Consider the following 12,276-nt stretch of genomic DNA (forward strand, 5'->3'; position numbering starts at 1 on the left):
TCCAACGCCGCTCGACCCTGTCAAGATGTCCACGTCCTTGCAATCAGTCTCAGAGATCAAGCGCCGGCCAGCTGAGCCCCAGCTGCAGCGTCGGCGCATCATGGTTGCCACCTGGTTTTACGATGAGCAGCCTGGTTTTCTTGATTTCAAGTACCGAATCCAGGCCTTGGCTGAGCAATATGCTGTGACCTTGGTACTTCGTGCTGAGCACTTCAAGTCTGAGTTTCAGAACATGGGCTTGGACTTTGAGGTTCTGCACCGCCCCAGCACGGACAAACGCCCGCTCCTGAGCTATTGCTGGGAACTGGCCCGGCTGGCGCGCCAGCAACAGCCGGATCAATTGCTGCTACTGGGCTCGCAGTTGGCCTTGGCGGCTGCACTGCTGCCCAAGCGCTTGCCTTGTTTGTTGTACTGGAATGAGCATCCCACCCATTTCTTTGGTCACCGGTCAGGCAGCAGCCTCAAGGCTATCGTGAGCCGCGCACTGGTGTGGGCCAGCTACTGGTCGGCGAGGCGGGCCCAACTGCTCATGCCGATCGGCGAAGCCCACCGAGACGACCTGCTTGCCCACGGGGTTTCGCCTGAGCGGGTGCAATTGGTTTACATGGGTGTGGCTGGTGACTTTGCCCGGCCTATGGGTGAGGAAACTCTGTCGTCGGCGCCGCTGCGTGTGGTCTATACCGGTTCAGTGGCCAAGGACCGAGGCCGTGATGTGATGCTGGAGGGTCTAGCCCTTGCTGTGGCGCGAGGTCATGCCTTCCAACTCAGCATTGTCGGGTGCTCCGCCCAGGCGCTCGACTATTGTCGAGAGCGAGTGCTTGCGCTGGGCATTCAAGACCATGTGCACTTGCATGGCCGCGTGCCCGGCGAAAAAATTCCCGAATTTCTCGCCCAAGCAGACGTAGGCGTCTGCCTTTGGGAAGATCGCTTTTGGTGGCGATTCAATCCGCCCACCAAGCTTTTCGAGTATCTGGTGGCTGGTTTGCCGGTTCTGGTCAGTGACATCCGTACCCATACCGACTACGTCCGCTCCGGACACAACGGTCTGGTTTTCGACTACAGCGCCGAGGGCTTTGCCGACGTTCTGGTGCGTTTGCAAGCGCAGCGCGCCGACATTCCTGGGTGGAGCCGCCATGCGATCGACTCTGCGCAGAGGTTCCGCTGGGATGTAATCAAGCCGGTCTTTCTTGGTGCCGTTGCCGCGCATCTCTTGCCGGCGAGGACGCAGTCATGACGCCTAAGCTAATTTCAGATCAACAGCCCCTGGCACGCCTCCTGTTCGTCACAAAGGAAACCCACCCGAGCTTTCGGGCCGATGTTCGGGTCTTGTTTGGCAAGTACCTGCCGCGCATGGGCATTGCCAGCGATCTGTTCACCCAGGCCGAGTATGGCCAAGCGTCTACGCCTTGGGCTGCGGGTGCGCTCTTGTTAGCGCCCAGCAGCGCCAAGTCTTGGCTGCGACCTTTGCAACTGTTGCGGCATGACCTGCGTCTGTTCACCGCGGCGCGCAGCGGTGACTATGCTGCGGTGCAGGTGCGAGATCGCATCTTTGCGGGTGCACTCGGACTGAGCGCGGCCCGCCGTGCCGGTTTGCCATTTTTCTATTGGGCGTCATACCCAAAGCCGGAATCTCGTAAGGAAGCTGCCGATCATCTGCAATGGACTTGCCGCCCGCTGCATTTCTTTGTGCATCAGCTGCGTGCTCGGCTCAGCGATGCTTTGCTGTATCGCTGGGTGCTGCGGCGCGCCGACCATGTGTTTGTGCAGAGCGAAGCCATGCTGGCGGCCTTCGCCGCCCGTGGCCTGCCGACTGAGCGCATGAGCGCGGTGCCCATGGGCGTGGATCTGGAGGAAGCGCAGGCTCAGGAGCCGGCGCCGCCGGAGGTGTTGGCGCGGGTGCAAGGTCGCCGCGTCTTGGTCTATGCCGGCGCGCTGGACCGGGTGCGCCAGCCGCGCTTGATGCTGGAGGCCATGGTTCATGTGAAGGCTGCGATGCCCGATTCCCTACTCCTGATGGTGGGCGGCGCCCTGGACCCGGCTGATTTGCAGCAATTGCAGCAAAGCGCCGAGGACCTAGCGCTGCAGCCTTGGGTGCAGTTCACCGGCTGGGTCAGCCCGGCCCAGGCATTGGCCTGCATGAGGCTGGGTGAGCTGGGCTTGTCCACCATTCCACGCGGGCCGCTGTACGACGTGTCCAGCCCCACCAAATTGGCCGAGTACTTTGCCCTGGGCCTGCCGGTGGTGGCGAATGACCTGCCCGACCAAGCCTTGGTGATGCGGGAGAGCGAAGCCGGTGTGTGCGTGCCGTTTGAGCCGCGAGCCCTGGCCGAAGCGGCCCTGGCCTTGCTGAACTCGCCCGAGCAGGCGCGGCAGCAGGGCCTGGCAGGGCAACGCTATATCGCCGCGCAGCGCAGCTATGCGGCTTTGGCCGAGCGTTTGGCGCAGACTTACCGGCGCTTGCTGGCCTGAGGCTCAGGGCAAATGCGCTTGCCGACGCTCTTGACCGCTTGCTTTGCTGATTTGGCCCAAGGGCCTGCCAGGCCGCGCGCCCGCACGGGCATCTTGGCGCGCACCTCAGTCAGCATTTCTTCACCCCGGCCTGTGTTTCGGCCAGCACGGCATCGCCCAACTTCTTCAACCCCTTTTGCTCAGGATTGACCTCATGCCGATTCAGATCTATCGCCTGGCGCGTTGGCTCTTCTTGCGAGGCGTGCCCTTGCTGCCTCAGCTGTTGAAAGGCTTGAACCGTGTGCTCTGGGGCGTGGTGCTGCCGCCCTCGGCTGATTTGGGCCGCGGTGTGTTGCTGGGCTACCAGGGGCTGGGGGTTGTGATCCACAAGCAGGCGCGGATTGGTGAGCGCGTGGCCATCGGTACCGGCGTGACTATCGGTGGGCGCTCGGGCCATGCCCAGGTGCCGGTGATTGAAGACCATGTGATGATCGGTTCCGGGGCCAAGATCATGGGGCCGGTTCGAATTGGTCGTTATGCCTCGATTGGTGCGAACGCGGTGGTGCTGAGCGATGTGCCGGACTATGCGGTGGCGGTGGGGGTGCCAGCTCGGGTGGTGCGTATCAATCGGCCGGAAGATATTCCGGACTATTTCGATTTTTGAGCGATCTTTGAACGACAGGCGGGTCGACCCAACTCTATGAATGCAGCGAAGCGATTTATCGTCATGATGGGCACGGATATGCGTGCCCCTGGGGGCATGACGGCCTGTGTTCAGTCCTACCAGGCGGCTGGCTTGTTTGAGCGCTGGGATATCCGCTATTTGCCCAGCTTTTACCGCAAGAAGACGGCGAACAAACTCTGGATGGCTGCTCAGGCCCTGCTGCGATTCAGCGCCTGGTTGTTGATGAATCGGGTGGCGGGCTTGCATGTGCATGCGGCGGCGCGCGGCAGCTTGTGGCGCAAGGCCATGTTTGTGTGCCTGGCGCGTTGGCGTGGCGTGCCGACGGTGTTCCATTTGCACGATGGTTCCTTCCCGGCTTGGTATGAGCAAGAACTGTCGCCCAAGTCGCAGGCGGCCGTGCGCTGGGTCTTGCGTTCCGCCGATCGGGTGGTGGTTTTGAGTGAGGGCTGGGGCGAAGCGCTGCGGCGCATTGAGCCCGCCGCGCGGATCCACCCGATTCAAAACCCGGTGATGATTCCGGCCGCCGAGCTCGCCCACGCCGAGTCTGGGCGAATTTTGTTTCTGGGCCGGCTGTGGCCAGAGAAGGGCATTTACGAGTTGCTGGAGGCTATGGCGCAGTTGCTCAGGCGCTGGCCTCAGTTGGAATTGGTCTGTGCCGGTGATGGCGACTTGGCGGCAGTGCAAGCGCGTATACAAACCTTGGGCTTGCAGGGACGGGTACGTTTGACGGGCTGGTTGGATGAGCAGCAGAAGAACCAAGAGTTGGCGCGGGCCAGTTTGTTTGTCTTGCCGTCCTATTTTGAGGGGGTGCCGATCGGCATTCTGGAAGCGATGGCCTGGAGTGTGCCGGTGGTGGCCAGTGATGTGGGCGGCGTGGCTGAGGCTTTGAATGGTGAGGCCGGCTTGCTCTGTGCGCCGGGCGATGTGCCGAGTTTGGTGCTGGCCATGTCGCAGGTTTTGGAGAACCCAGAACTGGCCCAATCGCTTGGCCGAGCCGGGCGAGCGCGCGTGCTGAAGGTGCATGACATGCACCGTGTGGTCGATCGGTTGAGCGGCTTGTATATGGAATTGGGCCTGACACTGCGAGACAGCGGCGCGGGACCGAGGGATGCCGGCCTAGCCGGTCAGTGAGTCTGGGAGGACTGTTATGTGTGGAATCGCAGGTTTTTGGCGCTGGGGTCCAAGCCAAGAGAAGCAGGGCTTGCAGACATTGGCCTTGGCCATGGCGCAGCAATTGGCGCATCGCGGCCCTGATGATGCGGGCGTTTGGTCGGAGGAGTCGGCCCAGTTGGCACTGGCGCATCGGCGTTTGGCGATTGTTGACCTGTCGCCCTTGGGTCATCAGCCCATGGCCTCAGGCAATCACCGTTATGTGATCGTCTTCAACGGCGAGATCTACAACTTCCGCAGCCTGCGTGAAGAGTTGCTGGCCTTGGGCCATCAGTTCCGCTCGACTGGCGATACCGAGGTGATGCTGAGCGCTTTCATGCAATGGGGCGTAGCGGCTGCGGTGAAGCGTTTTGCAGGCATGTTTGCTTTTGCCTTGTGGGATCGGCAAGAGCAGGCCTTGCATTTATGCCGCGACCGTTTGGGCAAGAAGCCGCTGTACTTGCTGCGCACGCCTCAAGGCCTGGCTTTCGCTTCGGAGTTGAAGGCCTTCAGTGCCTTGCCAGGGTTTAGGCCCACACTGTCGCCGGAAGGGGTTGAGGGCTTTTTCCGCTACGGCTATGTGGCGGAAAACCTCTGCATCTTCAAAGAGGTCATCAAGGTCAGCCCCGGAGAGTTGCTGACCTTGAATGCGCAAGGCGAGTCGCACAGCGAAGCCTTCTGGACTCTGGCGGGCTGCATCAACCAGCCTGGGCAAGCCCGCATCAGCGACCCCGTCGAGGCGCAGGAACGCCTTTTGAGCGTGCTGCGTACGGCGACCCAGGAACGCATGTTGGCCGATGTGCCTTTGGGCGCCTTTCTCTCGGGCGGGATCGACTCCGGCTTGGTGGTCTCACTGATGCAGGAGCATGCGCAGCAGCCGACGCGAACCTTCTCGATCGGCTTTGAGGAAAGCTCGCACGATGAGGCGCCCGTGGCGCGCCGGGTGGCTGAACATCTGGGCACCCAGCATACCGAGTTGTACGTGTCCCAACGTGATGCGCTGAACGTGGTGGAGCGCATGCCCGAGGTTTTCGACGAACCATTTGCCGATGCGTCACAGATCCCGACCACCTTGTTGGCGGCGCTGGCGCGTAAGCACGTGACTGTTGCCTTGACCGGCGATGGCGGTGACGAGGCTTTTGGCGGTTATGTGCGTTACCGTAGTGAGCAGGGGGCGATGCGGCATTTGTATGCTTTGCCGATCGCGGTTCGGCGAGCGTTGAGTCTTGCACTGAAGAACAGTCCTGACCCCCTTTGGCACGGGTTGACCCAGTTAATCCCGCACAAACGCCGACCCCGTCTGATCGGCTCCAAGGTTCAGAAGTTGGCGCGGGCGCTGAGCAGCGTGACTCATCAGGAGCGCGAGCGCATGTTCTTGACCTACTGGGACAAGCCACCGCTGGCTGCCAACTTATTGCCTGTTGTACGCAGCGACCAGGCCTTCGAGGCGGCGGCCGAATTGGGCTTGGAGCCTTCGGAGCGCATGCAGTTTTGGGAAACTTTGCATTACTTGCCCGGGGATTTATTGGTCAAGATGGACCGGGCCACGATGGCCGCCTCCTTGGAAGCACGCAGTCCTTTGCTTGATCACAGGGTGGTTGAGTTGGCTTGGCAACTTGACCCCGATCTGAAGGCCGGGCCAGAGCAGCTCAAGGCCGTGCTCAGAGAACTTTTGTTCAAGTATGTGCCGAAAGAATTGGTCGATTTGCCCAAGCAAGGCTTCTCGGTGCCGGTTGGGCCTTGGATGCGGCAGGAATTGCGCGGCATGGTGGATGAAGCGATTCGGTATACCCAGAAAGAACTGCGAGACGTACTGAATTGCGAGGCCGTCGAAGCGGTCTGGCAAAAGCATATGCAGGGCAGCCCGGGTTTCGCTGAGCGGCTTTGGTGTGTGGTCATGTTCGCAAACTGGCACAAACGCTGGGCCGCCGGTTTTCGGAGTTAGCGAAAGAGGAATCAATGCGCGCTGATGAAAAACTTGTCGTCATGATTGGTCCCGGCCTCGATGCCAAAGGAGGCATGTCGGCGGTTGTTCAGTCTTACAAGTCTGCAGGCTTGTTTGAACGTGCGAATGTGGCCTATTTGTCCAGCTTTCGTGCGCATAAGTTTTTGACTCAATTGCGCTGCTTCGGCGGCACGCTTCGGCGTTTGCTTTGGCTTTTGTTGAGAGGCCGGGTGGCGCTGGTGCATTTGCACAGCGCCGCTAGAGGCAGTTTGTGGCGCAAGTCGGTGCTGGCTTTTTGCGCGGGGCTGTTTCGGGTGCCTTATCTTTTTCACATTCACAGCGGCGAGTTTGCAAATTACTACGCAGACGAATGCGGTTCTCTTCGTAAATGGTGGGCCCGCCGCGTTCTGGAAAGGGCGACTCAGGTCATCGTGCTGACCGAGGGCTGGGAGCGGCAGTTGCGGACGCTATTGCCTCAGCTCAAGCTGTTGGTCTTGGCCAATCCGGTGGAAGTGCCGGCGACGGTAGGTATGCAGCGTGCTGCGGTGCCGACGATTTTGTTTCTGAGTCGGGTGCGAAAGAAGAAAGGCATCTTTGATCTCTTGAAAGCCATGGTGCAGGTGCGGGAGGCCTTGCCAAGGGCTCGATTGCTTGTGGCAGGTGATGGCCATCTTGAAGAGGTGGCGAAGCAGGCTGAAGAATTGGGGTTGAGCTCCGCGATTGAGTTGCTGGGGTGGGTCGACGGTGCGGCCAAAGCGCGCGCAATTGCTGCCTGTGACACTTTGGTCCTGCCCTCATATTTTGAAGGGCTGCCTGTTTGCATCCTGGAGGCCATGGCCGCTGGTAAGTTGGTAGTGGCCAGTCGAGTGGGCGGCATTCCGGACATCGTGAAGCACGAGATCAACGGCCTTTTGGTAGAACCCGGACAGGTTGAAGCCTTGGCTCAAGTCTTGTTGAGAAGCCTGACCGACGAGGTCGCACGGCAGCGCATGATTGCCCTCGCTCGTTTGGATGTTGCGGCGATGGATGTACCGGTGGTGGTGGCCAAGTTGTCCGCTGTCTATGAGGACCTGAGGCATGCGGCATAGTTCTGCTTGCTATGCGCTTTTAGTGCGCTGTAGGCGGGAGCAAGGCATGGCGGTGAAACGATGAAGTGACGCAGCACGTGCACAAATTGATGTCACACGAGCTTGAGAGAATCCGGCGAAGCATCAACGCATTTTGTGCGGACTTTGTCTTGTTTGGGATAGCGATCTCGGTGGTCGAAAACTAGAGAGTGGGTTGATGAAAAGAAAGCAAAGCAGGCGCCAGGTCATGCTGGTGGCCTCAGGGGGGGGGCATTGGACGCAAATGATGCGTTTGCGTCCGGCTTTTGCCGAGTTCAGCCTCGTCTTTGTGGGCGTGAAGCCTTACTACCAAGAGGATGTGGCGGGCCATGATTTCGCATGGGTGCCGGACGTCAGTCGCTTGCACCGCTGGAACCTGCCGCGAACTTTGTTGGGCTTGGCCTACCTCATGCTCAAGTACCGGCCAGAGGTCGTGGTGACGACCGGGTCCATGCCCGGCATGTTGGCCTTGCGTTTGGCAAAGTTGTTGGTGGGATCGTGCACGGTTTGGATTGATAGCGTTGCCAATGTCGAAGAGTTGTCTTTGTCGGGCCGCAAGGCCGGCAGCAGCGCCGATCTTTGGCTGACGCAATGGGAGCACCTGGCCAAAGAAGGCGGCCCTCAGTTCATGGGGAGCGTGATATGAAGGTCTTTGTGACCGTGGGATCGATGCTGCCCTTTGACCGCTTGGTCAAGGCCATGGATGCATGGGCGGCGCAAAGACCGAAGGATCAGTTCTTTGCGCAGATTGGTGCTGATGCCTTTGAGCCCAAACACATGCCTTGGAGCAGCATGTTGTCTCCCAGTGCTTACCGAGAGCGCTTTGAATGGTGTGATCTGATCGTTTCTCACGTAGGCATGGGGACGGTGATCACTGCATCTGAGATGGGCCGGCCCTTGTTGATGATGCCCAGACGGGTGGCGCTCGCTGAGGTCACCAGCAACCATCAAGAAGCCACGGCGCAATGGCTGGTGAAGAAGGCCGGGGTTTGCATTGTCGAAAACGAGGCTGACTTGCTCCATCGAATTGAGGAGTCGGCACAGATGGCCGGCCCGGGCAAATTGAACCAAACCTCTCAGCCCTTGATCCAGGGTTTGAATCAATTCATCTCTCAGGTCGTTCGCAAACCCTGATCGGTTGACAGCGCCACTTGAGTTCATCTTTTTACAGAATGGAAGGATTACCGTGATTCGGATAGGAATGATTGGTCTTGGCAAGATGGGTCTGTCTCACTTGGCCATCGTGCGAGCCCACCCTCAGGTGAACTTGGTAGCAGCTTGCGACAGCACGGCGTACTTGACCGATGTGTTGTCCAAACATACGGGCCTGAAGTGCTATGCAGACTTCGACCGCATGTTGGCTGAAGAGCAACTCGATGCGGTACTGATCGCAACCCCGTCGAAGCTGCACGCCAGCATGGTGCAAAAGGCGCTCGAAAAGGGCCTGCATGTTTTTTGCGAGAAGCCCTTCGTTCTCGACGTGCAAGACGGTGAGCGACTGGTGGCATTGGCTGAAGCCAAGGGCCTGGTCACTCAAGTGGGCTACCACTACCGTTTTGTTGGAGCCTTCCAAGAGGCTGCACGTATCGTGAACTCGGGCGCCTTGGGCACCATTCATCACGTCCGGGCGGAAGCCTATGGGCCAGTGGTGTTGAAGGCCAAGGGTGGCACTTGGCGCTCGGCAAAGAATGAGGGCGGCGGCGCTCTCTATGACTACGCCTGCCATGCGCTCGATTTGGTCAACTTTATTGCCGGCACGCCTAGCTCGGTGAGCGGCGTGGTGCGCCATGGGGTGTTTTCCCGCGATGTGGAGGACGAGGTCTATTGCTCCTTGAACTACGCATCCGGCGCCAGCGGCCAGCTCTGTGTCAACTGGAGCGATGAGAGCTTTCGCAAGATGAGCACCAAGATCTCGGTGTGGGGAACGAATGGGCGGGTGACTGCAGATCGCCAGGAGTGCCAGATCTATCTGCGCGACCCCAGTGCGGCCCTGCCAGAGCTCAAGCAGGGTTGGACCGTGCGTTACACCACCGACCTGACCCAAGAGGTTTGGTACTACCTGCGCGGTGAAGAGTATTCGGCCCAGATCGACTACTTCGTCAAGAGTTGCGAGGCCAAGCGGCTTGATGGCCAAAACAGCTTCAAGTCGGCCTTGGATGCCGACCGCGTAGTCGCCATGATCTTGGCTGAAAGCGAACGTGGCTCCGTGAGTGGCGGAGCGCCATTGGTGAGCGCTACAGCGGCTGCTCCCAAAGGTTTGATCTCCCGCATTTTCGGTTGAGCAAGATATGAGCGATATTCAAGGAAATCAGCAAGCTATGGACCGCGTTTTATTTGGTGATAACCAGTTCTTCGGCGTGAATCATATGTCCGAAGAAAAGGCGAGAGCGCAGCAGATGCGTTTTCAAGATTTGAAGGCCGTTATTGATGTGCTGGATTCGGCTTATCAAGAAGGCATTCGCACCTTTATGTGCACGACTCATGATCGAGTGGAGCAAATCTGCGACTACTTCCGCGCTAATCAGGCCAAGTATCCGGACTACCAGTTTTACCCCTGCATGCCATATGCGCATAAATATGCCAATGCAGTGACCGAGCACGGCATGATCGACGCATTGCGCAAATTTCTGCCGGACGATGGTGCGATGGGCGCAATGCTCAAGGGCGGCCTGGCACTGGCCAATAAGGATATCGAGGCGATTCTGCAGTTGCTGATCGATGCAGAAATGAAAATGTTCCATGGCCTGAAAACGCCGGTTATTTTCATGCAGAACGTGATCACTGACCTGCTGTTAGGCATTGGCATGAAGGAGGCATTCAAGATCTTCCATGACCACGTCAAGAATAAATATGGAGCTGAAGCCGGCTTTATCACCATGAATACGCCGGCTCTGCTGGATGTGCTGGATGAGTTGGGTATTGAGAATCCGATTATTTGCTCCAATATCAATAAAATCGGCTTCCGGATGTGCGGTGGCATTGAGTTGTACGAAAAGACTTTGGCTACCCGGAAGTTCCGCCCGGTCGCCATGTCAATTTTGGCCTCGGGAGCGATATCTCCTAAGGAGGCGATCGACTATGTTTGCAACTTGCCAAAAATGGAATCGGTGGTCTTCGGTGCATCCAGTCGTGGCAATATTCGCCAGACCAAGCAGTTGATTGATGTAGCTTGGCCTGCCCAGCAGCCAAGCCTTGCCTGAGTGAATCGGAGCGGCGGCACATGAAGGATCTTTTGGTATTTGTGCGAGCCGGTCATAAGTCTTTGCACCGGGAGTGGGCTTATGACCGTGCCAGGGTCGATGTGCTGGTCAGCTCCTATGTCGATGGGCTTCAGGATCCATCGGTGTTCCGAGTTGTGGCTGGCGGGTACAACAAGTACTCACACTTCAAGGACTTGGTGGAGGATGGTTCGATAGTATTGTCGAATTATCGTTACTATTTTCTTGTCGATGACGATATTGATATTAAGTGGCCTCTTGAGGATCTGGCGGACGCAATGATTCAAGGGCCATTGGATGTGGCGCAGCCATCATTAACCTGGGGTTCCTATCACACATTTCCGTTTTTGTTGACAAATCCACTCTGTTCCAGTCGTGAGGTCGGATTTGTGGAAGTGATGTGCCCTGTATTCAGTCGAGAAGCAATGGCTCGGGTGCTTCCGACGTTTGCTCTTTCAAAAAGCACCTGGGGTATTGATCTAGCCTATTGCGCTCAAGCAAAAATTGCCGGCTTGCGTTTGACTGTCATTGATTCCTTGGCTGTCAGTCATTGCAAGGAAATCAACCTCACGGGCGGCGCCTGGTACGCAAAACTCAAGGCGGATGGCGTCAATCCTGAAGGAGAGTTGACGCGGATCCAAGCTCAGTATGGTGAGTTGCAAAAACGCACTGTTGATTTTTCTCCCAAGTATTTTGGTTTAGGTTTGCTTGCGAAATTGTTTGAGCGTGCTAAAGCGAGGTTGAGAAGAGAATTATCAAGTCGGGGTTGCTTGCCCCCAGTTCGGCGCTTGCCTTCTTAATGGAAGAAAGAGGTAGAAACTTGTCCTGCAAGGGCGTTAGAAATTACTGGCGGAAGGCCGGATTGTGGTAATTGTGTGTTTGCGTAGGTGTTAACAGAAAAGTTTTTGTCCTCATGGAGATGAATCTCGATTGCAGTATTTCAGTTGTGATTGCGACCTTTGGCGCTGAAGAGTGGCGGAAAAAGGCGAAAATTGCGGCAAGGTCGGTATTGGCGCAGTCTCTACAACCCAAAGACCTGCAACTTATTCATGGGGCGACGCTTTGCGCAGCAAGAAATGAAGCTGCAAAAAATGCGCAAGGCGAATGGCTTCTTTTCTTGGATGCCGATGATTCGCTTGCACCGGGATATTTGGCCGCGATGCAACAAGCAATCCGACTTTACGGCGGCTTGGATTGCCTTTTGCAACCATCTACCAGTTTTGTCGTCAACGGATCCCCGAAGGCTCCTCCTGCCCCATTGCCACCATACCCAATTTTGGAGCAAAACTATTTGATAGTCGCCACTTTGGTCAGGCGCGATAAGTTCCTGCAGGTCGGAGGATTCCGTGAGTTGGATATGTTTGAGGACTGGGATTTGTGGTTGCGCTGCTTGGTTTCAGGTAGTCAGGTTCGCGTTGTGCCTGATGCGGTCTACGAAGTGACATTTAATCCGAAAGGTCGAAATAAGACCTCGGTCGAGTTGAATAATCGCATTACTTATGAATTGAGGGCGAAGTATTGGCCTCAGGTTTACGGCGGAACCCTTCCGAATCACTATTTGGCTCGCTTGTATTTTGAGAAAAAGCTATATGAGCTAAGGAACTTATTTCGGCGCTTGATCTCGGCTCAATAATGCTGCTTGAAGGTGCGGTTGCGCAAAAAAGGCCGCTGAGCGGCCTTTTTTTGTTGGAATGGATAGTGTGGGTTTATGTATTTAAGCTGCAG

The 12,276-nt window shown here is 57.4% G+C and carries 12 protein-coding genes; all 12 read left to right on the forward strand.

The window, feature by feature from the left end; all coding sequences use genetic code 11:
* Positions 1-37 precede the first annotated feature (37 nt).
* The 12 genes from WG899_RS13835 to WG899_RS13890 all read left to right on the forward strand — a co-directional run bounded on the left by WG899_RS13835 (position 38) and on the right by WG899_RS13890 (position 12,184).
* Positions 38-1,234, forward strand: coding sequence for a glycosyltransferase family 4 protein (locus tag WG899_RS13835; RefSeq protein WP_339596233.1), 1,197 nt, complete (start codon positions 38-40; stop codon positions 1,232-1,234).
* Positions 1,231-2,469, forward strand: a complete 1,239-nt coding sequence (locus WG899_RS13840) for a glycosyltransferase (protein ID WP_339596234.1) — start codon at positions 1,231-1,233, stop codon at positions 2,467-2,469. Before WG899_RS13835 ends, WG899_RS13840 begins: the two co-directional genes overlap by 4 nt.
* 193 nt (positions 2,470-2,662) lie before the next feature.
* Positions 2,663-3,112 (forward strand): serine O-acetyltransferase, encoded by a 450-nt coding sequence (locus tag WG899_RS13845; RefSeq protein WP_339596235.1) that lies wholly within the window; start codon positions 2,663-2,665, stop codon positions 3,110-3,112.
* Between the two features lie 36 nt (positions 3,113-3,148).
* Positions 3,149-4,264 carry a glycosyltransferase family 4 protein gene (locus WG899_RS13850; RefSeq protein ID WP_339596236.1) on the forward strand — a complete coding sequence of 372 codons (1,116 nt, stop codon included), beginning with the start codon at positions 3,149-3,151 and terminating at the stop codon, positions 4,262-4,264.
* A gap of 16 nt (positions 4,265-4,280) precedes the next feature.
* The gene (asnB, locus tag WG899_RS13855; protein WP_339596237.1) at positions 4,281-6,227 is read left to right on the forward strand and encodes an asparagine synthase (glutamine-hydrolyzing); all 1,947 of its coding nucleotides are present in this window, start codon (positions 4,281-4,283) and stop codon (positions 6,225-6,227) included.
* Between the two features lie 14 nt (positions 6,228-6,241).
* Entirely contained in the window at positions 6,242-7,315 is a 1,074-nt protein-coding gene (locus tag WG899_RS13860; protein ID WP_339596238.1) for a glycosyltransferase family 4 protein, read from the forward strand.
* Between the two features lie 196 nt (positions 7,316-7,511).
* Positions 7,512-7,979, forward strand: a complete 468-nt coding sequence (locus WG899_RS13865) for a hypothetical protein (protein WP_339596239.1) — start codon at positions 7,512-7,514, stop codon at positions 7,977-7,979.
* Entirely contained in the window at positions 7,976-8,467 is a 492-nt protein-coding gene (locus tag WG899_RS13870; RefSeq protein ID WP_339596240.1) for a glycosyltransferase, read from the forward strand. The genes WG899_RS13865 and WG899_RS13870 overlap by 4 nt, the downstream gene beginning before the upstream one ends.
* A 67-nt stretch (positions 8,468-8,534) precedes the next feature.
* Positions 8,535-9,614 carry a Gfo/Idh/MocA family protein gene (locus WG899_RS13875; protein ID WP_339596280.1) on the forward strand — a complete coding sequence of 360 codons (1,080 nt, stop codon included), beginning with the start codon at positions 8,535-8,537 and terminating at the stop codon, positions 9,612-9,614.
* 7 nt (positions 9,615-9,621) lie between these two features.
* Positions 9,622-10,533, forward strand: a complete 912-nt coding sequence (locus WG899_RS13880; protein WP_339596241.1) for a hypothetical protein — start codon at positions 9,622-9,624, stop codon at positions 10,531-10,533.
* 20 nt (positions 10,534-10,553) lie between these two features.
* Entirely contained in the window at positions 10,554-11,351 is a 798-nt protein-coding gene (locus WG899_RS13885; protein ID WP_339596242.1) for a DUF707 domain-containing protein, read from the forward strand.
* Positions 11,352-11,464: 113 nt separating this feature from the next.
* A complete protein-coding gene (locus WG899_RS13890) occupies positions 11,465-12,184 on the forward strand; it encodes a glycosyltransferase family 2 protein (RefSeq protein ID WP_339596243.1) in 720 nt (239 codons plus the stop codon).
* The last annotated feature ends 92 nt before the right edge of the window (positions 12,185-12,276 follow it).

The organism is Paucibacter hankyongi, from assembly GCF_037482915.1.
Lineage (GTDB): Bacteria > Pseudomonadota > Gammaproteobacteria > Burkholderiales > Burkholderiaceae_C > Paucibacter_A > Paucibacter_A hankyongi.